The following is a 24,376-nucleotide window of genomic DNA, read 5'->3' on the forward strand; positions in this document are numbered from 1 at the left end:
AATACTCTATCAAGATTCGATTAATTTTGCAATAAGATTTCGCGAATCACAATTGCTTCAAAGTCACTTTTAAATTACTTTAAAGCTGACTAGATATTGATTAAAGATTAATCAAGAATTGACTGCAAATTAACTGAGAATCGATCAAATATTAGTTGAATTGAATACTGATTAAGTCTTGATTTGGTATTTGTTTGATTTTTATTTGATATTTGATCAAAACTTAATCCGATATGGCCTCAATCTAGAAATTTCTTGAGCTTTGATTGGGTTTTGGGGATTGACAAGGCTTGGGTGGGGGGGCAGTTGCCGCTGCGGAGAAGCAACCCAATTTTGAGGCAGACTATTGTTGGAAGCGTTTGGGGACAAAAGTTCATCAGCCCCGAGAATAATAGTGCAAGACTGCTGCTAACGATCAAACTTCAGCCATGTCGAATCAGTCGGGTTTCCCCTTTTCGTTCGCAACGTTAGATAATCAGCCCTTTCAAGTGGTTGCCACACCCGATCGCTCGCGGGCAGTGCTCTGTTTGCATGGCTTGGGGGGTGGGCCCTATGAAATGCGACCGTTAGCACCGTTGTTGTTGAATTTGGGATGGACGGTGGAGGCGATCGCCTATCCGGGCCATGACCAACCGGGCCCAAAAATGCCCAACTCCCGCTGGGAAGATTGGTATCAGGCGGCGGAGACGGCGTTCGATCGCCTGGCTCAGTCCCATGCTCAGGTGGTGGTGGTCGGATTTTCCACGGGCTGTCCCTTGGCGTTGCGGCTAGCCCTCCAGCGATCGATCGGGGGGTTGGTGTTGCTGAGTCCGTTTATGGCAATTGTTCGCCCTGCGGCCTGGTTGCCCTCGGCGGAACAGTTGTTGCCTTGGGTTTATCCGCTGCTGAAGGAAGTGCCCCGATCGGCCTTGGCCATTGCGGATCCGGAAGGACGGGCGGCGGCCGATCGAGTAGCGCCCTATCGCTCCTTCCACCTGGGCGCTGTGCAGAGTGCGTTGGCACTGATTCAACAAGTGCGGCCCCGGTTAGGGGAAATTACGGTTCCGACGCTGATTGTGCAACCGAAGCGCGATCGGGTGGTGAATCCTCAAGGCGCGCTGCATTTGTTCCAATCCCTGGGTTCCTCGTTCAAGCGTCTCTGCTGGCTGGAAAAATCAGACCATATCCTAACGCTGGACTATGATCGCGATCAGGCATTTCAAGAAATTGCCACTTTCTTTGAGCAGCTTCCTGCCTAAATTTCCTGTGCTTCAAGGGCGATCGGGTTGGGAATTTGCTGAGCTTGTGCTGCATGGGGCTGAATTTGCGCCGTATCCTATGGCCCCGTTTGGAGCAGTTGTGAGCGAGGCTGTGGCAGCTTGTTGGCTGCCCGTTGAAAGCTGAAAGTTGAAAAGGCAAATCGGCCCAATGATTGGGATCAGGCTATTAAGAGATGGCTCGCCCTTGACCATGCCAAGATCAACCATTCAAATTGCTTTTATGGAATTTCATGGAATTTATAATATTGTCCTTGTTGATGTCATTGATTGTTTTTTCTGATATTAAATCCAATATGAAATTCCGTGACTACAATCGAAAAAACTTGATCTCGAGACTTTGCTCAGGATTTTGACTCTTGGAAAATGAGCACTGAAATAAGCCTGAAGCAAGTGCTGATCCAAGAATTTCTGAAATAAAATCCAGATTGAAGGCAAATGAGATCATCAAGACTTCAGAAAATAATTGTTAACTGGACTACCAAATATTGAAATAATGACCAAAATTTTGAGCCGTAAGAACGGTCAGCGCCAGTATTTTTGATTGGGCAATTTAAGGAATGTGTTGTTTTTCGTCACGTTCTGTCATAATAATTTTAAAAGATTCTTAACAAAGACCGCTGAATCCAAGTAATCAACCCCAAGTGGTCTGCGAATCGGGCAGGAAACTGAAAAATGCCATGGGTGATGCGTGGTTGATGGCAGTTCCCCGGTGCAAGATCCCAACGACTGATCGCTGGCTGAAATGATGTTTGGATCGATAACTAGGTTTTCGAGTATGCCAAGTGCCGACTGGGGCGAACAGTTGCTGAGTGTGGTGGCTACTCAGGTCATCCGCCACCTGTTCACCGCGAGCGATCGGGTGGAGGTGCGGGTGGAATGTACACCTCAGATCAAGTTGCTGCAAGGCCAGGTCGATCGCTTCCAGATGTCCGGCTCGGGGCTGGTGATTCGCCATGCCTTCCGCACAGAGGCCATGGAATTCGAGACCGATGCGGTGTCGATCGACTTTGCGGGCCTGTTACAGGGGCGATTGTCGCTGCGCCAACCCACCCAGGCGATCGCGAAGGTGGTGTTGCTGGAGGAAGATATCAACCGGGCTTTCACGGCTCCCTTGGTCGTTCAACATTTGGAAAATTTGCCGCTCCAGGATTGGCAGAACTTGCCAGGGGGCGAGCTGGCCAAGGCTGAAAGCGTTTCGTTCCAATCGATTCAGGTGCGCTTGCTGGCCAGTAACCGCATTGCCCTTAGCGCCCAGGCTTGTTTTGGGGCCGATCAACCGGTGCCGATCGCCCTGCAAGCGACCTTGGGCATTGAGCGCCGCCGTCGGTTGCGGTTTTTGAATTGCCAATTTGATCCCGATGGCCTGCCCGATCGCGCGGCTCTGGGCGAAGAAATGATCGCCTTGGCGGCTTCGGCCAGTGAGCAGCTCGGCAAAGTTTTGGATCAGTTGGTGGATCTCGATCGCTTCAATTTGGATGGGGTGACCCTGCGGATCAACACGATCGAAACCCGCGGCCAACAATTGGTATTTAGCGGTTGGGCCCAGGTGAACCATGTGCCGGAAACGACAACTCCGGGGTTGGTGGCCTAGGGGTTTTAGCCTAGAGAGTTGGCCTAGGGGGCTTGGGAGTTCACCGGATAATCCGAATAATTCTCTGCATAATCGTCCCTGTAGTCTTCACAGCCTTCGCAGTCTTCTGAATAATCTTGCCGGTAGTCGCCATAGTCCGGGTAATCTGGGGCCGTGCCAAGGCGGGAGATGGGGGGCGTGGCGATTCCTTCAACGAGGTTGAACCGATGATTCAGCAAGCTGGCCACTCCGGAACCGCTGACCGGCGGCGAAAACCAATAGCCTTGGCCGTATTGGCAACCCAAGGCGCGTAGCTCACGGGCTTGGGCGGATGTTTCAATGCCCTCGGCCACCACGTTCATGTTCAGGCTTTCCGCCAGGGCCAAAATGGTGCGGGCGATCGCCACGTTGCGCCCATCGGACTCGATCGGGGCCACAAAGGCGCGATCAATCTTCAGCGTATCGATCGGCAGTTGATGTAAACGACTCAGGGACGAATAGCCCGTGCCAAAGTCATCGATGCTGAGTCGAAAGCCCAATTCCCGAAACTCGGCCAAGGTGGCGGCGATCGTATCTTCGCGATCGAGCATCATGCTTTCGGTAATCTCAAACCCAATCCAACTGGGATCAATTTCCTCTCGAACACAGATCGATCGCATGTGCTGAGCCAAGTTGGGTTGGGCCAACTGTTGCACCGACAGGTTCACCGCCACGGTGGTTGGTCGCCCGGCCCGCAAGCCCGAATTCCAGTAGCGTAGGTGGCGACAGGTCATTTCCAGCACCCATTCCCCAATTTGGCTGATCACCCCGCTTTCTTCCGCGATCGGCACAAACTCCGCCGGAGAAATCAGGCCCCGTTGTGGGTGATGCCACCGGATCAGCGCCTCAAAGGCCTTCACTTCCCCGGTTGCCAAGCAAATGATCGGTTGATAGTAGGGTTCCAGTTCCCCCCGCTCGATCGCCCGCCAAAGTTGATTTTCCAGTTGCAAGCGTGCCACCGCCCGATCGCGCATACTGGGATCAAACACCACCGAGTGGCTCTGGCGGAGGGTCTTTGCCCGATACATCGCAATATCCGCATCGCGCAGCAGCTCTTCCGCGTGGCGATAGGCCGGTTTGCCCGGCCCCGTGCGGCTAAACACCACCCCCACACTGGCGCTGGCAAAGATTTCCATCTCATCGATCGTGAACGGGTCACTCAGCGCCGCATGAACCCGCTGGGTCACGGCCTCCGCCGTTTCCAACTGCCGTACCTGCTCCGCCAGCACCACAAACTCATCCCCGCCCAACCGGGCCACCATCCCCTGCTGAGGCAAGGCTGAAACCAGCCGCCGAGCAATCATTTGCAACAGGCGATCGCCCGTGCCGTGGCCGTGGCTGCTGTTCACCAGCTTGAAGCGATCCACATCCAACAACAACAGCGCAAAATCCAACTGCTCTCGATCGATCAATGACTGCACCCGCTCCGCCAAAGCCCGCCGATTGGGCAGCGCCGTCAATGGGTCATAGAGCGCGTGATATCGCAGCCAGCTTTCCGCCTGCTCATGGGCCGTGATGTCGTGGCAGTTCACCACCACCCCCCGCACCGACGGATCATCCAACAAATTGGTCGTGACCGCCTCCAGCAAATTCCAGTCCCCATTGCGGTGGCGCACACGGTAGCGAACGGGGGGCTGACTCAACCCCGGTTCCGCCAGGGAACGCAACAGGGTTTGCAACACCACCTGCACATCATCCTCATGCACGAAGGTGCTGAGGTGATGGTTAACGGCCTCTTGGGGGGAATATCCTAAAATCCGCTCGGCCGAAGGGCTAACGTAGCAAAACGTCCCTTGCTGATCAAGGATGACGATGATGTCACTGGCATTGGCCAGCAAAGACTCAAACCGATGGTTATTTCCTGGAGACACGGAACCATAGGAAGGTTGAAGGGAGTCAGCCACGCGAGAGCGCCCTCAGAATTTGCCACGTCAGTCGTTGTACCAAGAGCAGATGGGGATTAGAGATTAATCGCAATCCACCCAATGAGTCCTCTGGATAATTTAGAGGCTACCGGTCGCCTATGGGTCACCGGTCGTTGCTGGTGTCGTGACCATCCGGCTGCACTCATTTCCCCACAACCGCCCCCTGGGCCCGGGTAAACCACCACAGACAATTCCCGGGGCGATCGCCCAAGGTATGCATTGTTAACAGCGAATGAATGAGAGTTCCATGAACTGGAGGCCAAGGGATGGAACTGACGCTGATTGAGCGGGAGCGATAACAGCTCCACGGCAGCACCCGATTCTGGAAACTCAGGCTAGCAGGTATGCGGGCTGTCAAGCTCACTAAGTGAATTATTCATCAGCATTTCTTAGCCAGCCTATGACAATCGGCATACCTGCTCAGCCGCTGAGATCCCAAACATTGCACGAACATCAAAAGACTGACACCCTGACAGTCAAACTCTAACGCAGATTCGCGCTGATTGGAAGCAGCCTCCGAGGGCTTCCGATAAGTGACCAGAAGGCCGCAAGAGCGCGATCGAGCGTCGGTAATGCGGACAGTTGCGACGATTTGGAGTGCTTTGGATCACCACGGGGTCACGATGAAGTCACTCAAAAATGGTACTGGGATCATTGCTAAATGCCCACTAGTTCAGAGCAAAACAGCCCCGGGATCAACCTGCAATGAGTCTGCGATCAACCAACGATCGGCGATGGGATCACTGCACGATGCTGACCTGGGCCCGATGCAGCAATCGGCCCTGATGACGAAAACCGGGCATAGTTACTTTTACGCGATCGCCCGGTTGCGCATGACCCCAGGCCAATTGATGCCATTGGGGGTCATAGACCACCTCTTCCCCGATCGGGGCGATTTGTTCAACGGCCCAATGCTCCAGCAACTGATCCAGTGGCCGCAACAGGGGCAAAAGATTGGTGGCGGGAATGTGGGGATTGTGCTGGGCGGCGGCAACGGCCTTATACCAATTCAGCAGCCAAGGCTCCAGGATTTGCAAGCTCGATCGCTGGAATTCTGCCAACAGTTGCTCTCGTTCGCTTTCCAGGCGGGTTTTCAGCCGGTGATATTCCTGCTGAAGCTGCACCAACTCGGCCGCATGAACATCAGGAGCCAACCGCTGGGCCGGGGATTGGTCGGAGGCGGGCTTGGTATTGTCGGCATTGTTTGCCATGCCCAACAGATCGATCGGGGTGACGTTTAAGGCCTTGGCAATCCGCCCGATCGCATCGAGGCGCAAGCGATCTAGATTGCCTTGCCGCAACAATCGCACCTGATACATAGAAACCTGTGCGGCATCTGCCAAGGCCCGCCAACTGCGCACCTTGGCCGTCACCATCCAACGTTTCAGCAACCGCTCCCGATCGCTCATTAACTTCTCGTACTTTTGCTTGAGTCCTTTACTTGGGCCCCGATGGGCCGCCAATTGCTCCAAACAAGGGCCCTGTCCCTTTCGCTCTTCCCTTGCGCTGGCCCGAGCCAATGGGCTAGCCACAAGCTCAGGAGCGGATTTCACCCATATCCTATCAGACTGCGCGAAAGCACCCTCGAAAGCCGCTGAACCACCCAACGCAAAGCGCCATCCTTTTCATTGGAACTTGCAACATTGCAGCTTTCAACGTTTCAGCTTTCAAATATTTCAACTTGCAATATTTCAGCTTTCAACCGGCTAGCCGCCTGAGCCGGAGATCATCGATCGCTGGCTGCCCATCCTCAGCCCGTTCCCATGCCAAGGCCGGGGATAACCGATCGCCCATCCGAAACCGATGCAGGCCGATTTAAACAGATTCAGCCGTAGGGTGCATGGGAGTACGCCTTAATGGTCACGAAATGCTTGAGTCTTGCTCCCATGCACCGAAGATTGAGGCAGCCCAACCGATCGGGGATTGTCGTTTCTTCGTGATCGGTGGCGGTGCATGGGAGGTGATGGGCAATGGTCGTTAATAACCAAGATTGCTCCCATGCACCCTACGCCTCTGGGCTGACCTGGAGAGGCTGACGGGGCATAATCGAGGGGATGCAGTCGCGGACAACGGCAAGTGAGATGACGCTGAACCCCGGAGATCGGTTAGATGGCGATCGCTACGAAATTGAGCGGGTGTTGGGCTGTGGGCGGTTTGCGATTACTTACTTAGCGATTGACCTTCGCAGAAGCAATCAGCCAGTCGCGATCAAAACCCTCAACGACAGCGCCAAGCTGCTGCCGAACTTTGCCAAGCTTCGCCAATCCTTTATCGATGAAGCAATGGAACTGGGGAAGCTTGATCATCCTCATGTGGTTAAGGTTAAGGATCTGTTAGATGAGGCAAATGGTGCGCCCTGTTTGGTGATGGAACACATTGCGGGTTCAGATTTGCATGAATTGGGGCGATTGCCTGTGGATGATGCCATGCGCTACGTTCGGCAAATTGGCTCGGCTTTGGACTATATCCACAGCAAAAAACTGCTCCATCGCGATGTGCGGCCGGCGAATATTCGGTTGCGGGCTGGTCAATCAGAAGCGGTGTTGATCGATTTTGGGTCGGCGCTGAATTTTTCGGATGAGTTGAGCGCGACACAAACCGCTAGCCATACGAATGGTTGTGCAGCACCGGAAGCCTATATCAGCAAGGGCGATCGCGATTCCTATACGGATATTTATTCTTTGGGGGCGACGCTCTACACGTTGCTGGAGGGAAAAGCACCGCCCGATGCACTGGAGCGACAACTTAAGGGTGTGGCGATTTCGTTTTCAGGGCAATATGATGCCAAGATTTGCCGATTAATTGAAAAGGCAATGGCGTTGAAACCGGCCGATCGTCCGCGATCGGCTGCGGAATGGTTGCAACAGTTTCCCCAGGAAGCGAAGAAGCAATCATCATGGAGCCTCAAAAGCTGGAATTGGATAACTATTTCAGCAGTAATTACAGCAGTTGGTACTTTACTGGCTGGTTTTGGGGCAATGGGCTGGTTTAAAAATGAACCACCTACGCTACCTTCGCCTACTGCTTCACCGATTCAGTCTCCTGCTAAGTCAACTAAATAAAGCGAGTTTTTATGTCTTTGAGACCGGGCGATACCCTGCGTGGGGGGCAATATGAAATCAAGTCCGTTTTAGGGCAAGGGGGCTTTGGCATTACCTACAAAGCTTGGGATCGAAATCTCAAGCGGTATGTGGTGCTGAAGTCTCAAATTGAGTATTTGCGGCATGACCCGGACTATGAAAAGTATGTGGCGCGGTTCATGAAAGAGGGGCAAGTCATGGCCAAACTTGCGGCCCGTGAAGTGCACCCCAACTTGGTTAAGGTATTTGACCTGTTTTCAGAGCCGGCTAGCCATCATTATCTGATGATGGAATTTATTGAGGGGCAGAACTTATTTGAAGCAGTGAAAGCAAGAGGTCGATTGCCGGAAGCAGAGGTAATCTCTATTGCTAAACAAATTGGTAGTGCCTTGGAATGGATGCATAATCACCAGCTTGTTCATCGGGATGTGCATCCCGGTAATATTATGCTTCGTCCTGATGGGAAAGCGGTACTGATTGATTTGGGTGGTGCGAAGGAGTTCTGGCCATCCTCTCAAAGTTCAAAAGGCACAATTTGGAATCAGGGATTTGCGCCTTATGAGCAAATTGTTAATCCCAAAGATGCAAGATACCCTTCAGCAGATATTTTTGGCTTGGCAGGAAGTTTATATTTTGCAGTGACGGGTAGCCGACCGACTGAATCTCTCAAGCGCAAGTTATCGGGAGGAACTCTCACACCCCCTGGGCAACTGGTTAGTATCTCTGCGGTCTTGAACACCATGCTGATGGCAGGATTGGAGCTGGAAGCTGCTGATCGCCCACAATCTGCGACCCAGTTTTTGCAAGTTCTTACTGCAATAGATCAGCCACCTGCGAGAAGCGCTGAATCGTCCGCCCCCAACGATAAGCTTGCTGGTATCCCTTGGGGAGGGCTGTTGGGTTGTGTGATCGCATACACGCTCGTTGGCATTGGTGTCAGTGTCCAACCATCACCACTGATTAACTGGGCTGTGGCTGTGGCTGTGGCTGTGGCTTGGGCTGTGGCTGGGGCTGTGGCTTGGGCTGTGGCTGGGGCTGTGGCTTGGGCTGTGGCTGGGGCTGGGGCTGGGGCTGTGGCTGTGGCTGTGGCTGTGGCTGGGGCTGGGGCTGGGGCTGGGGCTGTGGCTGGGGCTGGGGCTGGGGCTGTGGCTGGGGCTTGGGCTTGGGCTGTGGCTCGGAATTGGGATTGGGGTTGGTATTGGGTTTTGGCTTTGGCTGTAATTGGGGCTGGCGTGGGTCTTTGGCGTGGATCTTGGGAGTTTGTTAGTGGTTATGGGTTTGTATTTGCGGGTCTATGGTGGGGGAGCTGGCCCCTAACCTTGGGCGTATTCGTAGGACCGACGGCTGATGAAATGAAAGACCACAAAGGATTGGCGATTGTTTTGGCAACTTTGGCGGCTTGGGTTGGGTTGGCGATCGGGTGGTGGATTTATCGCGCCGTGCATCCCGCCTAGGTCGGGCCAAGCGGATCGAGCCAGCGCAATAGCTCCTGACTGAGGCGATTGAGATCGCGGAACAAAAATTCCTGCTTCGCCCACTGACCGATCGCATCCAACGGACTAAAAGCCCCGCGAGTTTGCCACTGAATATCCTGGCCCAGCGGCGTGAGGTGATTTCCCGGCAAATCTTGGATCGCCAGCCAGCCGGGAAAGCGCCGCTGCAAAATCGGAGCCAAACGCGCCGATTGATCCAGATCGTCGGTGGCAAAACGAATGAGCAAATTGCGGCGAATCCCGTATTGGGCGGCGATCAGTTGCTCTGTTTCCGTGGGTGATGGGGTGAATTCCGCATTCAACCGCTTATCAAACACATCGGCCGGAACAGCCCCAGGTACAGCGCGGTTAATCGACTCCAGCACGGGGCCGAAGCGATCGAACAGCGGAATCGCCCGTTGCGCCGAATAGTTATTGAAGGCCATCAGCGCATTGCCCGCCCGCTCCACCTCAAAGATGCTGCCGATCAATAGATGCAGCTTGCAACCCATGCTGTGTCCGAGGCCATAGACCGGGATTGATCGCCGCCGCAGTTGACCATGCCGGTAGAGCCAATCGATCGCCCGATCGAACCGAATCAGCGCATCTTCCGCGATCGCCTCATGGTCAAACCCAGAATTTACAAAGGGCGTGGCGATCGTCCCATAGCCGCGATTGGCCAGCCGCTCCAGCAGCCAACGGTAGGTGAACTGCGGCGCGGCCCCCACGAAGGCCCCGCCCAAGAAATGAATAACTCCCAATGGATTCGCTGGAATCAGAACCCAAGCGCCATCCAACTCACGCCACTGTGCCGCTTGTCCCGCCATCGATCGCCCGCGCCTGTTGATCAAAACCCTTGGCATTGTAGCGCTTTGCTTATGGGGCGGGAGTTCGGCGGAATTTTCCCCCCGAATCGCCAGAAGATCCCGCCAGGGCCGTAGGCTGGTTAGACACTCCAACTCGGGAAACGTTCACCCCATCAAACCTGTGACGCGCGATCGCCGTGGGGCAAGGTGCTCAAGCTTCTTGTCTGGCTGGTTGATCGCGGCGGGGCAAGGTGCTCAAGCCCCTTGTCTGGCTTGGTTGGGTCAGTGAACCGGGTGAGTGAGTGGTGAACATTCCCGATCGCAACCCCCAGGGGCAACCATGGCCAGAATTAACGACAACTACCTAAAGCTAAAAGCCGGTTATCTGTTTCCCGAAATCGCCCGCCGGGTGAATGCCTTCGCCGCCGAACATCCCGACGCGCCGATTATCCGCCTGGGCATCGGTGACGTGACCGAGCCGCTGCCGGAAGCCTGCCGCACCGCCATGATCAATGCGGTCAACGACATGGGCGATCGGGGCAGCTTCAAAGGCTACGGCCCCGAACAGGGCTACGCTTGGCTGCGCGAGGCGATCGCCCAGCACGATTTCCAAGCCCGTGGCTGCGACATTGATGCCTCGGAAATTTTCATCTCAGATGGTTCCAAGTGCGACTGCGGCAACATTCTGGACATCTTCGGCAACGACAACACGATCGCCGTCACCGATCCGGTCTACCCAGTTTATGTGGACACTAACGTGATGGCCGGCCACACGGGCGACGCGAACGATCGGGGCGAATACGGCGGCTTGGTTTACCTGCCGATTTCCGCTGAAAACGACTTCACCGCCCAAATCCCCAGCGAAAAAGTCGATCTGATCTATCTCTGCTTCCCCAACAACCCCACCGGATCCGTCGCCACCCGCGAGCACCTGCAAGCCTGGGTCGATTACGCCCGCAGCCACGGCTCGATCATCTTCTTCGATGCCGCCTACGAAGCCTTCATCACCGATCCGGCAATCCCCCACTCGATTTTTGAAATTGAAGGGGCCCGCGACTGCGCGATCGAGTTCCGCTCTTTCTCCAAAAATGCGGGCTTCACGGGAACCCGTTGCGCCTTGACCGTCGTGCCCAAAACCCTGAAGGGCCAAACCACCGACGGCACGGGCGTGGATCTGTGGAGCCTCTGGAACCGTCGCCAATCCACCAAGTTTAACGGCGTGTCCTACATCGTCCAGCGCGGGGCTGAGGCGGTCTACTCACCCGAGGGTCAAGCCCAAACCAAGGCCCTGGTGAGCTTCTATCTGGAAAATGCCCAAATCATCCGCGAGAAGCTGACCGAAGCGGGTTTGGCGGTCTACGGCGGCATCAACGCGCCCTATGTGTGGGTGAAAACGCCGCACGGCCTGTCGAGCTGGGATTTCTTTGATAAGTTGCTGCACACCTGCAATGTGGTGGGCACGCCGGGTTCGGGCTTCGGCGCAGCGGGCGAAGGCTATTTCCGCATTTCGGCTTTCAACAGCCGGGCCAACGTGGAAGAAGCCACCCGCCGGATCGTCGAAACCTTCAAGGCCTAATCCCTAAACCCGGGTCATCGCTTGTACGGGCGCACCAATGTGCGCCCTCGATCGAGGTGAATCGCCCATCGATCAATCATGCCGAGCCGCCGTGGGTGTGGCTAGCAAGGCGGTTGTCGGGGCCGTAACGGATGATCGAGGTGGCCCGGGCCGCTTCTTCCCCATCGTGATCGAGCCTCCGCCATTGCATTCCCGGCATGGGCGAATCCATCCAGGTAAGTTTGATGTCAATCACAATGTGCGGGTGGAGGTCGGCGTGCAGTTTCATGGTTCCGGTGCTCGGGCTACCGTTCCCAGCGGAACTTGCGATCGGCCTCGGCGATCGGCACATCATTAATGCTGGCTTCCCGGCGCTGCATTAGGCCATTGGGCGCGAATTCCCATTGCTCGTTGCCATAGGCGCGATACCACTGCCCCGAGTCCGTGTGGTATTCATACTCAAACTTCACGGAGATGCGGTGATCGGTGAAGCTCCAGAGTTCTTTCTTGAGCCGATAGTCCAGCTCATGATTCCACTTGCGGGTCAGGAACTCACGAATTTTGTCCCGCCCTGAAAAGAACTCCGATCGATTGCGCCAAACCGAATCTTCCGTGTAAGCCAGCGATACGCGCTCCGGGTCGCGGGTGTTCCAAGCATCTTCGGCGGCTTGCACTTTGGCGATCGCGGTTTCGTGGGTAAACGGCGGCAGGGGCGGACGACTTTCCATGGCTGAAACCCTCATGCGTTGACATCCTCCCCGTCCTAAAGGGGCGGGGATTCCGGCCCTAGGCAAACAACCGAAGTTGCTCGACTAGACCACGGGTTGACGCTTCATAGGGTGCTGCTGGCAAGCCAGTCTGACGCTCCCTCCACGTCCGTTTAGAGTCTCGGACTGCCCGCCCGCGACTAAATTGGGTGTCTTCGGGTCGGCTTCTCCGTTGCCCTCAGATTCTTTCCCTCTCGCTGTCCCAGTCCCGGTTTCACAGCCCAACGGCTGGTATATCGCTGCAAGATGAGGTGGGGATTTCAACCATTCTCATTCTAGCAACCAAAGCCGCCCTAGAAGGGCGGGGCTTGTACCCTTTTCTTTTGGGTCACTTCGTAACGACAGTGGGAGCGGGTAGCGGCTCAAAAAATTCCCAAAAAAAATGCAGAGATCCGGCAGACGAATCTGCCAGGTCTCCGCAGCGGTGACACATCTCTCCACTACTCTTGCCTATATTGTTGCCTTGAAAGGGGAAAAAGTTCCAGCTTTTCTAAAAAATTTTTTTGCCCTGTCGAATTGCCCTGCCAAACTGCTCTGCCCGATCGCGCTGTGCGTCACCCTTGATAGCCACTGACCACGATTGTGCTTGGTATGATTTGCTTCATTGAGTAATCAGACGCTTTTGATTGCTGATGCGGAAAAATGCTGTTTTAACTTGAATTTTTCGTGTTTTAGAGATTCTTTGGTGCTTCAGGGGATATTCAAGGGATATGTATCTCTTGTTACTTGTGCCAGGAAAACCCATTGATTGTTGCCGGATTTTTAACCGTCACATTTCCGGAATCAGAATTGAAAAATCACGCTAATGCTCTATTTCTCAGTGGAGGTTTCGGTGAAATTCTCCATGGGGTTGTTGCTAGCTGGGTGGGGCAAGATGGAAATGGGGATGAGAATTGGCCAGAATTTTGATCAAGATTGGCTCTAGTTGGTTTCCGGCCCTACGCTACGATTTGGGATCCCGGAATGGATTGCGACAGATGGGGGGGAGCAACCATCAGAGAGCGATCGGGCGGCTTCGTTTGCAGGTTGGGTCATTTTTGGGCAACTTTAAGCGGATCGAATCCCGGATTGCTTGCAGTCTTGATTGCTTGCGGTGAAGTTTGCGGTGAAGTTTGTGGACAAGGGAAACTCTGGATTGCTATGGACAACTCAACTCGTCGATCGGATGCGTTAGGGGCTAATGGGGCGGGAACGGCTCCCCTGTCGTTGCTGGAAGCCCAAAAGGTTTTGGCGGTGTTTAACTGTTTGGAAGAAGCGCCTACCCTCTTGGAGAGCCAGCAGGCGATTATTCGATCGGCCCTGCGGACGGTGGTTCATGAGGCGGACTGCGTGATTTTTGGGGTTTGTGCGGATTCGATCGCCCAAGGGTTGGCGGCCGTGCGGGCCTATGGGGCCGGTTTAGGTCGCGAAGTGCCGCCGGAGCCGGAACAGCGGGGGGTGGCCAATCCGGAACAGCCGATTTATATCAAGTGCAACACCAACTCCCTGTTGTTTTATGCGGAACCCTACCAGGGTGAAAATCGAGGGGTTTTGGTGTCCTGTCAGTCCCAGGTAGATGAGGAACTCAATGCGATGTATGGCCATTTACCCTTAGATTTGTTTGCCTAGGGCGATGGGGCGACCAAGGGGACGGTGGTTGAGCGATCGCGCTCGGGAGCTTGGCCGGTGGCAACGGATCCGGCAACTCCCGAAAATGGCGCGAGGTGGCGGCGTTTGGGGGCTGCTGCTGTTGGTGTTGCTGGCGATCGGGGGGATGTTGGCGCTGGAAATGCCGCCCGCTGCGGGATCCGCAGCCCTGCACCCGCTTTCCCAGTGGTCGGCCCAGTTATCCGAGGGGGATGCTATGGAGCTTTTGACGGATCCGTTTTTGCAGTTGCCGGGGCCGGACTCGGTGCATGTGGTTTGGTTCACGGAATGGCCGGGCGATCGCCATTGGGTGGATTGGGGCGATCGGCTCGATCGGCAAGCCTTGGCCCAAACCCGCCGCCTGACCCGCACCCGCGAAGACGGCCAATCGCGACTACCGGAGCGAGTGGCAGCCCAGCAACCGGAGGGGGTGAAGGTTTGGGAGCGGCCCATTTGGCGACATGAGGCGATCGTTTCGGGGTTGCTGCCGGGTCAGTCGGTTCCCTATCGGGTGACGAGTCAAGGGGGCGATCACACCGTTAGTAGCGGGGTGTTTCGCCTGTCGCCCCAACCGCAGCCGGGCCAACCGCTGCAACTGCTTTTGACTTCGGATCACCAATTGAAACCGATGGTGGCGGCCAATTTGCAACAGGTGTTGGCCACGGTGGGTCGGGTGGATGGGGTGTTGTTTGCGGGGGATTTGGTGAATGTGCCCGATCGCGCTTCGGAATGGTTTGACGATGCGGGCGGTGGGGCGTTTTTTCCCTGTTTGCAAGGACGAGCCAATCGATCGCTCCAAGGTCACACCTACCAAGGCGGGGCCATTTTGCAGGAGGCTCCCCTGTTCCCGGCCCTAGGCAACCATGAGGTGATGGGGCGGGTGGGGCGGGCCCGAGATCTCAACCGGGAATTTTATGACACCGTGCCGCGCTGGGTCGCGCAACGGTGGGCGAGCGATTTAGATCCGGCTTCCGGCGAGGTTCCAAGGGAAACGCTGGGGGAAACACCGGGGGAAGCAATCAGCCAGGCCGCCTTGGTGGATCAATCCTTCAATACGCGCACCTACGAAGAAATTTGGACGCTGCCAACCAACGATCGGAGCGAGGGCAATTATTACGCCGTCAGCTTTGGGGATCTGCGATTGGTGGTGTTGAACGTGACCCAAGCTTGGCGATCGCCCATTTTGACAGCAAAGTTTGGCGGCCGCTTCCACGAAGGCCAGCCCCACAGTCCGATCGATTGGGGTTGGGGTCAGCATATTTTTGAGTCGATCGCCCCGGGGAGTCCGCAATTTCAATGGCTCCAGGCGGAATTGGCCGGCGAGCCGTTTCGCCAAGCCAAGTATCGCGTGGTTATGTTTCACCACCCGCCCCATACCTTGGGGGATAACAGCGTGCCACCGTTTACGGATCCAATCCAGACGATCTCGCGGGATGACCTGGGCCAGGTGACGGCGGTGAAATATGCCTATCCGCGCGATCAAGATGTCATTGCCCAATACTTGTCCCCCCTGCTGGAATCGGCGGGGGTGGACTTGGTGTTGTATGGCCACTCGCACCTGTGGAATCGATTCCACCGTGGCCGCACCCATTACTTGGAAACTTCTAACGTGGGCAATAGCTATGGGGCAGCCTGGGGCGATCGGGGGCGATCGGGCATTCCAGCGGAGGGCAGCGGATTTGAGCGATCGGACTACGTGGCAATCGGGGATCCCAATGGATTGCCCCCGATTGTGCCCTCGATCGCGCCTTTGATTGATCCCCTGGATCAAACCCCCCAGCCCTACTTGGCCAGCAACGAAATCACCGCCTTCAGCATTTTGGACACGGCCGCCGGAACGGTCACCAGCTATGCCTTTGACATCAGAAAGCCGGAGCAACCCGCTCAACCGTTCGATCGGTTCACGCTTGGGGCCCCGGCCAACGAGGGAGGAAGTTGAAGAGCGAGTTGTTACTCACGGGATCAACTTGATTAGCTCAACCTGATTAGCTCAGTCTGATTAACTCAACTTGATTAGCGAGTGCCAAACACCCGTTGCACACAGGTACGCGCAATTTGCATCATTTCCGGCGGCAGCTCATTGCTGTTCGATTGCTGCATTCGTTGGTAGAGGTTCATGGTTTGCTGCAAGGTATAGCGCGACTGGAATTCCGCCAAGGAGCATTGGCAATATTGCGTAGCCTGCTGTTGGTTAAACTGGCCCGACTGTTGGGCCGATCGGGTACAGCTTTGCAAAAAGGCGCGCGAAAATTCTGGCGGGTAAGCATTGCGCTGGGTCAGGCTCCCGATCGACTGGCGATCGGTCTCGATCGGCTCTGCGGCTTGGGCGCTCAAACCGGACGCAAGGCCCAGGGCCACAAAGCTTCCTACGATGGTCAACGATTGCAGCGCCTGGGTCGGAAAGTTACGTTTCATAGTGTCGTGGTTGTTTGAAATCAGCAGCCCACAGCCCACACCGACAGCCCGTCTCGCAAGACGACACTGGCGAGCCTGAGCAAAGCTACCCTCAGTCGATTTCAACCTTTGCATAGGTCAAGCCGAACGATCGGGAAAGTTGCGGGATCGTGATTGATCGCTCAAGCTCTCCAAATCAGTTCGGCTCATGATGGGAACGGCGATCGCCCCCATGTGTTGATTGGCCCATGCACGGGTTGAGTTAACTGATTGAATTAAAAGACTCATCCCCGCACTTTTGGGTTGCAAGCCTTGAATGATTCAAGTCCTGGATGATTGCGAAGGCCCGAGCGCAGGTTGCAATTGACATCGCAAGCCCGCACAACCAACCCGCACAATCAACCCGCACTCCAAACCTGCTTTTCAACCCCGATGATCGGGGATGGTGGTCTGTTTAATTCCTATTAATTCCTAGCTCAGTTCCTTAACGCTGGCCACCAGCTCAGACACTTTTTCTTTTGCACTGCCAAACAGCATCATCGTCTTATCTTCGTAGAACAGCGCATTATCCAAACCGGCGAATCCGGGGTTCATGCTGCGCTTGATCACGATCGTGTGTTTGGCGCGATCGACCTCCAGAATCGGCATCCCGTAGATTGGACTTTGGGGATTGTCCCGGGCATCCGGGTTCACCACATCATTGGCCCCAATCACCAGCGCCACATCCACCCGCTCAAAGTCCGGGTTAATGTCGTCCAGGTCGCACAGTTGGGTATAGGGCACGTTGGCTTCCGCCAACAACACGTTCATGTGGCCCGGCATCCGGCCCGCCACCGGGTGAATGGCATAGCGCACATCAACCCCCAACCGCTCTAGCTGATCGGCCAGTTCCCGCACGGCGTGCTGGGCCTGGGCTACTGCCATGCCATAGCCGGGCACAATCGCCACCGATCGGGCATAACCCAGCATCATGGCGCATTCTTCCGGGTCGATCGAGCGCACCGTGTGGGAACCTGCATCGCCGCTGCCGCCGTCACCCGTGGCCGTGCTGACACTGCCAAAGGCCCCAAAGAGCACATTGGTCAGCGATCGGTTCATGGCCTTGCACATGATTTGGGTCAAGATCAGCCCCGAAGCGCCCACCAGCGCCCCGGCAATCACCAGCATTTCATTGCCCAACACAAAACCCGCCGCACTGGCCGCCAGACCGGACAGGGAGTTCAGCAGCGAAATCACCACCGGAGTATCCGCCCCCCCGATCGGCAACACCACCAACACCCCCTGCACCAGGGAAATGCCCGTCAGCAGCCACAAAACCGTCAAGTCGCCTGGGTGAATCAGCAAATAAGCACCGCTGGCCACAAAGCCCACCAGCAAGCCGAAATTCACCGGTTGTTGCAGGGGAAAAGTGATGGGTGCGCCGGTCACCAATCCTTGCAGCTTGGCAAAGGCCATGAAACTACCCGTGAGGGTGATGCCCCCAATTAGTAGCCCGGCAATCACGGTCACGGCCGTATCGGTGGGAACCGGTGCGCCCGTGTTCACAATCCGCCAATATTCTGCCGCTGCCACCAGAGCCGAAGCCGCGCCGCCCAACCCGTTCAACAGGCCCACCATCTGGGGCATGTCGGTCATGGCAACGCGCTTGGCGGCAATCAGACCAATCACCGATCCCGCCACCAGGGTGGCCAACAATGCGCCGTAGTTGACGGCGGAGCGATCGAGCAGGGTTACCCCGATCGCCATGGCCATGCCCACGGCCGCCAGCCAGTTGCCCCGGCGAGCGGTGGCGGGCGATCCCAGCATTTTGATCCCCACAATGAACAGGGCCGCGGCGGCTAAGTTGCTTAGCCGGGCGATCGTTGTCCACCATTCAGCGGGCAAAACACCCGATACAAGTCCATCGATCATTCCTTATGTCCTCGCCCTTTGGTCTCAGGATGCTTCAAAATTCCAGCCTTTCATTGAGCCAAGCGTTGAATGAAGCGTTGAGTGAAGTCTTGAATTCAACTCCGGAATTGAACCCCGGAATTCAACCTTTGGCGATCCCCTGCATCAAACCCTCAATTGCATCCTGACTTTGTACCGGCTGACTTCGATTGGCCTTTGCTCTCGATCGCTTGCCCATTTTGAAGATGAAAAATAGCCATTGGGCGATGGAACGGCTGGACAATCGAGTCAGTCGATCGGTTTAGGAAAGGGTCATTGCTGGGAAATTTGGAGGTTGCTTCTCAGGTTGTCTTCGAGCCTTTTAAGTTCAAGCCTTTTTCAAGCGCTTTTCCAGTGGCTGTCAGGCTATTTCTTAAACATTTGCAGCATTCGATCGGTCACCCAAAAGCCACCAACCACGTTCACCATGGCCAGCACAATGGCCACCAGACCCAGAATGGTGGGGCCACTGAGTTGTGCTGCGCCGCCGGCCAAAATTGCCCCCACGACAGCAATTCCCGAAATAGCATTCGCACCGGACATCAAAGGGGTGTGGAGCGTGGGCGGCACTTTGTTGATGATTTCAAACCCCACAAAGGAGGCCAAAACAAACACCACCAAACCCGTTACCAAGGTTTCACTCATGAGGCCAACACCATTGATTCAGCCGAAGGGGTTTCTGAGAGAGTAGCGACCAAATTTCGCACCCGATCGTTGCGAATTTCGCCACCGTGGGTGATGCAAACCGCGTCCAAAATGTCGTCAGCAAAGTTGAACACCGGTTGCCCATCTTTGATCAACCAGTCCAACAGGGCCGAACAGTTTTTGGCGTATTGCATACTGGCGTGGGTGGTGACCGTGCCGGCCAAGTGCATCGGGGCCAAAATTTGCACCCCATTCACCACATGGTCATGGCCCGGCTGACTGCATTCACAGTTACCGCCCTGTTCTGCGGCCAAGTCCACAATCACGGAACCGGGCTTCATTTGGGCCACGGTGTCGGCGGTGATCATGATCGGGGCACGGCGGCCGGGAATTTTGGCGGTGGTGATCACCACGTCGGCCCCAACCGCCCGTTCAGCCACGGTGGCTTGGATCCGAGCTTGCAAATTATCGGAAACCGCTTTGGCATAACCGTTTTGCCCGCTGGTTTCTTCCTCGATCTTCATCTCCACAAACCGGGCCCCGAGGCTTTGCACCTCGTCGCGGGTTTCCGGGCGGATGTCAAAGGCTTCCACCACGGCCCCCAATCGGCGGGCGGTGGCGATCGCCTGTAACCCAGCCACGCCCACGCCCAACACCAGCACCTTGGCCGGCGGAATGGTTCCCGCCGCTGTGGTCAACATGGGGAAATATTTGGGCAGGGCCGCCGCCGCCAACAGCACAGCTTTGTAGCCGGCTGCGTTGGCCTGAGACGAAAGGGCATCCGCCACCTGAGCACGAGTGCTGCGAGGCACGAATTCTAGGGAAATCGCTGTGATACCCCGTTCTGTCAGGGTTTTGATGGACTGAGGGCGATCGAGCGGCTCCAAAAAGCCCATCAACATCGATCCCGACTTCAGCCAACCCAGTTCCTCATCGGTGGGGGGCAAAACCTTCGTCACCAAATCCGACGTTTGCCACAGTTGAGCGCGATCGCTCGTCACTGTTGCACCCGCCGCTTCATAGGCCGAATCCGTAAATCCTGCGCGTTCTCCCGCGCCGGCTTCAACGGCAATCGCTAGCCCTTTTTTGACCCAACGAGCTACCACGTCGGGAACCAGGGCCACGCGCCGTTCATCCAGCGCCACTTCTTTCACAACCGCAACTTTCATACGCGTTCGCTTCCGCGCAACTGCTTGCATCCTAGGCCGATCCCCCGGTTGCGATCGGAATTTTCAACTTGTCTTATCGATCGCGCGATCGAGTGATGACATTTATAACAACTTGCCTAAAGGAATTTGTTGCAATTTCACGGGCTTTCCAAAGAACGCTCATCGCCTTTGGAGATAAGCTTTTCCCTTGCTTTGAAGAAAAACAATCATCGTCAAAACTGCTTCATCAGAGAAAAGAATTTTGCACTGACTTTATTCCAGCAATTCTTAAGAACACCTTTAGGGAATCACTAAGTAAAAATAGGGATCAAATGCTCAAGGTGGTTGATGATGCGGGAGCATGATCCCGAAAATACCAAAATAAATGTTTGATCTCTTTTTAATCCCATGAAGAAGTTTATGAAGTTTATGAATTTCTTCATGAAGTTCTACAACTGGCTTGTAACGAGCCAGGGGAAGCAACCCAGTCATCAGGGAGAGAATGGGTTGCCGACTGGCTCCAAATCGCCCCCGATCGCCTTGAATTCACCCCAATTCACTCTGCATTGATGCGGCTGAAGGGGAAACTGCCCCGATCTCCCCGGGATCTGCCTTTGCGCGGTGGGAACGACCCGATCGGCTGTAAATTAAGGGGAGTCAGCGTTTAGCGCCGCCTTGCCATGACCTCCAAACCCAACACCAAAACCAGCAAAACCACCCCCGAAACTCCCGCCAAGAAAATGCCCTCACCCCTGGATTGTCTGGGGGGTTCCGGAATTTCGGCGGCGATCGCGGTGGGAGCCGGCGCACTGACCTATAAAATTGCCCAAACCTTCGCCGCCCACCCCATCACCAGTACCAACCGCCTCACCCTCAGCATTGGCGGTGCGGTGCGCACCTTGGTGGTGGGGGTGGGAACCCTGGGAACCTTTGTCTTTAGCTTTGTGGCCCTGGGGTTGTTGGCGCTGATGGTGCAGCTTTGGGTGCGGGGGAGCCGGGGCGATCGGCCCACCGATGCTTAGGAGCACCTGCTTAGGCGCACAAGCAGTAGAAATCAGTCAAGCAATAGAAATCGGTCGAGAATCCGTCAGAAATCGGTAGGGCTTAATGGGTGCGGAACTCCAGCAATTGAGCATCCCCATGAAAACGGGGGTGTGGATTTTGGGCGATCAACTGTGGCACGAGCAAGCGGCGTTGGTGGCCTGTGCGGGCGATCGGGCGCGGGTTCCGGTAATCGCGATCGAGTCCCTGGCCCATGTGCGCCAACGGCCCTACCATGCCCAAAAATTGGTGCTGGTTTGGTCGGCCATGCGCCACTTTGTGCGGGAGTTGCAGGATATGGGCTGGCCCGCCACCTGGGCCGAGGCAGAAGATTTCGCCACACCCCTACGCGCCTGGGTGATCAAGCACCAAATTGATCGGCTGTTGGTGATGGCTCCGGTCGATCGGCCCTTTCAGCAAACCCTGAATCAGCTCGATTTGCCCTGCAAACTGGAACAAATCCCCAATAACCAATTTCTCTGGAGCGAGACAGAGCTAGCCAACTGGTTTGGCAGCCGAAAACGCTTCCTCATGGAAGATTTCTATCGGGAAGGGCGCAAACGATTCCAAATTTTGATGGAAGGTTCCAAGCCCGTCGGCGGCCAGTGGAACTTTGACAAGGACAACCGCCAACCCCCCAAGGGGCCGCTACATCCGCCCACACCGCTGGAATTTGCGCCCGATGAAATTGTGCTGACGGTGATCGAAAAGGTGCGATCGCTCGATTTGCCCACCTACGGATCGATCGACTCCTTCCGCTGGGCCACCACCCGATCGCGTGCCCTCGACGTGCTCGACCACTTCATCGCCCACCGGCTCCGCACCTTTGGCCCCTACCAAGATGCGATGGTGACGGGCCAAGACACCCTGTGGCACGCCCTGCTCTCGCCCTACCTCAACCTCGGCTTGCTGCATCCGCGTGAGGTGATCTTTGCCGCCGAAAAGGCCTGGCGCGATCGGGGTCTGCCGATCGCCAGCGTTGAAGGCTTCATTCGGCAAGTGCTGGGCTGGCGAGAATACATGCGCGGCATTTACCTGCAAGTGCTGAAAGCTGACGAGGAACCGCCCTACCCCGATCGCAACTGGTTTGGCCACCAACACGCTCTGCCCCAGTGGTTTTGGGACGGCAACACTGATATGAACTGCCTGCGCCAGGTGCTGCAACAGGTCGATCGCACCGGTTATGCTCACCACATTCAGCGGCTCATGGTGTTGTCGAACTTTGCCCTAATTGCGGGTCTGAATCCCCAGGAAGTGGAGAACTGGTTCCACGCGGTTTTTATTGATGCCTACGATTGGGTAATGCAAACCAATGTGATGGGTATGGGGCTATTTGCCGATGGGGGCTTGTTGGCTTCCAAGCCCTATGCCGCCTCAGCGAACTACATCAATCGGATGAGTGATTATTGCAAAGGTTGTCGATATAACCCGCGCGATCGCACCGGCCCAAAAGCTTGTCCATTTAACTTTTTCTATTGGGATTTTCTGGCGCGGCACGAGAGCAAATTGCGATCACAGGGGCGCATGAGCCTAATTTTGAAGCATCTGGAAAAAATCCCCGCCGAAGAAATGGCCGCAATCCGCGCCCTCTCCGTCGCCTGGCATCGCCAACAGCAATTATTGAATCAGTAGAATATCAATATCCTTGATTTCAAGGGCTTGAAATTCGAGTGTAACCAAGGGTTAACCTGTCAACGATGACCGAACTGACACCGAGCTTATCCAAAAGCCCTCCCGATCGCGATCTCATCCTCGCCACCCTGCGGCAACTCGCCCCCAACCTCCACCAAAAATATGGTGTAACTCGCCTCGGTATTTTTGGTTCCGTGGCCCGCAACGAAGCCACGCCCGACAGCGATATCGATATTGTGCTGGAATTGACTGTGCCCGACCTATTTACAATGGTCGATATCAAGGCAGATTTGGAACAGGTTTTCCAGCGCTCGATCGACCTTATCCGCTATCGCCCACGCATGAACTCCTATCTAAAACGCCGAATTGATCGTGACGCAATTTATATTTAGTTTTTGTTCACAATTCATTGGACAAACATTCCTGAAACCCTTATTGCTACTTTGTTACTCAATCGAATACTTCCAGGAATTTGAAGTGGATAGTTTTAATTGGGTCAGTTACCGTTGACAGCATTTCACAGATTTTTGGTGACATCAGGGAATTGACTATTTCAAACAAAGTTACCCAAATTTGATGGTGTGAAGTAAGTGAAGAGAATTAAAGACTATTAAGCCCATGAAACATAAGCGATTTGACAGAAGTAGATTGAGAATTCAGATTATTTAGGATTGAGTCAAGTCTAAGATTGATCGGACAATTTGATCACGTTGGCTACTGAATTCTGTGAAATGAATATTGCATACTTCTGAAAATCGATCCAGTCGCTTCTGAGAAACTGCTGAGCTTTTCTCTAGGATTGCAACTGGCTTAAACTTGAGATTCCACTCATGAAACTTATAAATTGAGACTTCTGCATCTCCTAGCTTGTTATCATTATTCAGTGCGTAAATGAATATAGGAGTGGTTTTACCTTCCACTCGACAGTCAACCAAGTAATGCCTTGCAGTATCTTTCTCGGGATGCGACCAATCAAATTTATATAAACCATCGGAAAAATTCTCATAAAACAAGTTCTGAAAGTCTTCAAAAAATGTTGAACGAATTTTCTCTCTCTCAAGAAAAGATAGGTTAAGTATTTTTAAGATTGCCTGAGAAGCACGATAAAGTGCTGTTCCAAAGTTATCGTCTTCAACTGGAACAATTAATTCACCATCTCGATCAGTGACTTGAAATTCTGATAGGATACCCTGTAAAAGCTTTTCTCGAGTGCCTCCGCTTGAAAAATGCTTCCAGCTCATATGGAGGGTCAGTCGCATAAAGCCGTCGCCTTCATCAGAAACAATCCAATGATCACCCTCTTTTTTCAGAACTAGCATCAAGAAGTCGCTATCTTTGAAAAGAAATGGTGTTGCTACCCGAAAGCGATCTTTCCCTTCATCGTAAAAACGAAACTCACTCAACAGATCTTGAGAAACCTTTTCTTTCAAAGTTAGTGACATAGTCTGATCACCTCATTATCTACAGCCACTCAATCAAGGGAATACT

Annotated in this window: 21 protein-coding genes; 11 read left to right on the top strand and 10 right to left on the bottom strand. The window is 54.8% G+C overall.

Annotated features, from left to right (window positions below):
• Window positions 1-488: 488 nt before the first annotated feature.
• Together AC2IAX_RS18105 and AC2IAX_RS18110 are read left to right on the top strand one after the other, a co-directional pair.
• Window positions 489-1,238: an alpha/beta hydrolase gene (locus AC2IAX_RS18105; RefSeq protein WP_494388690.1), complete on the top strand. Its 750-nt coding sequence runs from the start codon at window positions 489-491 to the stop codon at window positions 1,236-1,238.
• Between the two features lie 796 nt (window positions 1,239-2,034).
• Window positions 2,035-2,850: an LmeA family phospholipid-binding protein gene (locus tag AC2IAX_RS18110; RefSeq protein WP_494388691.1), complete on the top strand. Its 816-nt coding sequence runs from the start codon at window positions 2,035-2,037 to the stop codon at window positions 2,848-2,850.
• A 23-nt stretch (window positions 2,851-2,873) separates the two neighbouring features.
• Here AC2IAX_RS18110 and AC2IAX_RS18115 read toward each other — a convergent pair whose 3' ends face one another.
• Both AC2IAX_RS18115 and grpE read right to left on the bottom strand, forming a co-directional pair.
• The gene (locus AC2IAX_RS18115; RefSeq protein WP_494388692.1) at window positions 2,874-4,772 is read right to left on the bottom strand and encodes a putative bifunctional diguanylate cyclase/phosphodiesterase; all 1,899 of its coding nucleotides are present in this window, start codon (window positions 4,770-4,772) and stop codon (window positions 2,874-2,876) included.
• 761 nt (window positions 4,773-5,533) lie between these two features.
• A complete protein-coding gene (gene grpE, locus AC2IAX_RS18120; RefSeq protein ID WP_494388693.1) occupies window positions 5,534-6,325 on the bottom strand; it encodes a nucleotide exchange factor GrpE in 792 nt (263 codons plus the stop codon).
• Window positions 6,326-6,874: 549 nt separating this feature from the next.
• On the opposite strand from grpE, the gene AC2IAX_RS18125 reads away from it, so the two are divergent.
• Window positions 6,875-7,855, top strand: coding sequence for a serine/threonine protein kinase (locus tag AC2IAX_RS18125; protein WP_494388694.1), 981 nt, complete (start codon window positions 6,875-6,877; stop codon window positions 7,853-7,855).
• 11 nt (window positions 7,856-7,866) lie between these two features.
• A complete protein-coding gene (locus tag AC2IAX_RS18130) occupies window positions 7,867-9,327 on the top strand; it encodes a serine/threonine protein kinase (protein WP_494388695.1) in 1,461 nt (486 codons plus the stop codon).
• Here the strand turns inward: AC2IAX_RS18130 and AC2IAX_RS18135 are convergent.
• Window positions 9,324-10,172: a DUF1350 family protein gene (locus tag AC2IAX_RS18135; protein ID WP_494388696.1), complete on the bottom strand. Its 849-nt coding sequence runs from the start codon at window positions 10,170-10,172 to the stop codon at window positions 9,324-9,326. The genes AC2IAX_RS18130 and AC2IAX_RS18135 overlap by 4 nt on opposite strands.
• 319 nt (window positions 10,173-10,491) lie before the next feature.
• Between AC2IAX_RS18135 and AC2IAX_RS18140 the strand changes: the two genes are divergently transcribed.
• The gene (locus tag AC2IAX_RS18140) at window positions 10,492-11,727 is read left to right on the top strand and encodes an LL-diaminopimelate aminotransferase (protein WP_494388697.1); all 1,236 of its coding nucleotides are present in this window, start codon (window positions 10,492-10,494) and stop codon (window positions 11,725-11,727) included.
• A gap of 76 nt (window positions 11,728-11,803) precedes the next feature.
• On the opposite strand, the gene AC2IAX_RS18145 is transcribed toward AC2IAX_RS18140, so the two are convergent.
• Window positions 11,804-11,938, bottom strand: a complete 135-nt coding sequence (locus AC2IAX_RS18145) for a cupin domain-containing protein (protein WP_494388698.1) — start codon at window positions 11,936-11,938, stop codon at window positions 11,804-11,806.
• Window positions 11,939-12,011: 73 nt separating this feature from the next.
• Window positions 12,012-12,434, bottom strand: a complete 423-nt coding sequence (locus AC2IAX_RS18150; protein WP_494388699.1) for a nuclear transport factor 2 family protein — start codon at window positions 12,432-12,434, stop codon at window positions 12,012-12,014.
• Between the two features lie 1,179 nt (window positions 12,435-13,613).
• Here AC2IAX_RS18150 and AC2IAX_RS18155 point away from each other — a divergent pair.
• On the top strand, window positions 13,614-14,081 hold the full coding sequence (locus AC2IAX_RS18155; protein ID WP_494388700.1) for a DUF1824 family protein: 468 nt from the start codon (window positions 13,614-13,616) through the stop codon (window positions 14,079-14,081).
• 4 nt (window positions 14,082-14,085) lie between these two features.
• Window positions 14,086-16,038, top strand: a complete 1,953-nt coding sequence (locus tag AC2IAX_RS18160; protein WP_494388701.1) for a metallophosphoesterase family protein — start codon at window positions 14,086-14,088, stop codon at window positions 16,036-16,038.
• Between the two features lie 74 nt (window positions 16,039-16,112).
• On the opposite strand, the gene AC2IAX_RS18165 is transcribed toward AC2IAX_RS18160, so the two are convergent.
• The 4 genes from AC2IAX_RS18165 to AC2IAX_RS18180 form a co-directional block, all read right to left on the bottom strand.
• The gene (locus tag AC2IAX_RS18165; protein ID WP_099535100.1) at window positions 16,113-16,514 is read right to left on the bottom strand and encodes a hypothetical protein; all 402 of its coding nucleotides are present in this window, start codon (window positions 16,512-16,514) and stop codon (window positions 16,113-16,115) included.
• A gap of 450 nt (window positions 16,515-16,964) precedes the next feature.
• Complete coding sequence (locus AC2IAX_RS18170) at window positions 16,965-18,404, bottom strand: NAD(P)(+) transhydrogenase (Re/Si-specific) subunit beta (protein WP_494388702.1); 1,440 nt, start codon at window positions 18,402-18,404, stop codon at window positions 16,965-16,967.
• 384 nt (window positions 18,405-18,788) lie between these two features.
• Entirely contained in the window at window positions 18,789-19,067 is a 279-nt protein-coding gene (locus AC2IAX_RS18175; RefSeq protein ID WP_099535096.1) for an NAD(P) transhydrogenase subunit alpha part 2, read from the bottom strand.
• Window positions 19,064-20,236, bottom strand: a complete 1,173-nt coding sequence (locus AC2IAX_RS18180; RefSeq protein ID WP_494388703.1) for a Re/Si-specific NAD(P)(+) transhydrogenase subunit alpha — start codon at window positions 20,234-20,236, stop codon at window positions 19,064-19,066. Before AC2IAX_RS18180 ends, AC2IAX_RS18175 begins: the two co-directional genes overlap by 4 nt.
• Window positions 20,237-20,331: 95 nt before the next feature.
• Between AC2IAX_RS18180 and AC2IAX_RS18185 the strand changes: the two genes are divergently transcribed.
• From AC2IAX_RS18185 to AC2IAX_RS18200, 4 genes are all read left to right on the top strand, one after another.
• Window positions 20,332-20,580 (top strand): hypothetical protein, encoded by a 249-nt coding sequence (locus tag AC2IAX_RS18185; protein ID WP_494388704.1) that lies wholly within the window; start codon window positions 20,332-20,334, stop codon window positions 20,578-20,580.
• 315 nt (window positions 20,581-20,895) lie between these two features.
• Window positions 20,896-21,237, top strand: a complete 342-nt coding sequence (locus tag AC2IAX_RS18190; RefSeq protein ID WP_494388705.1) for a DUF3082 domain-containing protein — start codon at window positions 20,896-20,898, stop codon at window positions 21,235-21,237.
• Between the two features lie 118 nt (window positions 21,238-21,355).
• The gene (locus AC2IAX_RS18195; protein WP_494388706.1) at window positions 21,356-22,888 is read left to right on the top strand and encodes a cryptochrome/photolyase family protein; all 1,533 of its coding nucleotides are present in this window, start codon (window positions 21,356-21,358) and stop codon (window positions 22,886-22,888) included.
• Between the two features lie 65 nt (window positions 22,889-22,953).
• Window positions 22,954-23,280: a nucleotidyltransferase family protein gene (locus AC2IAX_RS18200; RefSeq protein ID WP_494388707.1), complete on the top strand. Its 327-nt coding sequence runs from the start codon at window positions 22,954-22,956 to the stop codon at window positions 23,278-23,280.
• A 273-nt stretch (window positions 23,281-23,553) separates the two neighbouring features.
• Here AC2IAX_RS18200 and AC2IAX_RS18205 read toward each other — a convergent pair whose 3' ends face one another.
• Entirely contained in the window at window positions 23,554-24,330 is a 777-nt protein-coding gene (locus AC2IAX_RS18205; RefSeq protein WP_494388708.1) for a DUF1828 domain-containing protein, read from the bottom strand.
• Window positions 24,331-24,376 lie beyond the last annotated feature (46 nt).

The sequence above is a fragment of the Limnothrix sp. HT2024 genome, from assembly GCF_059138625.1.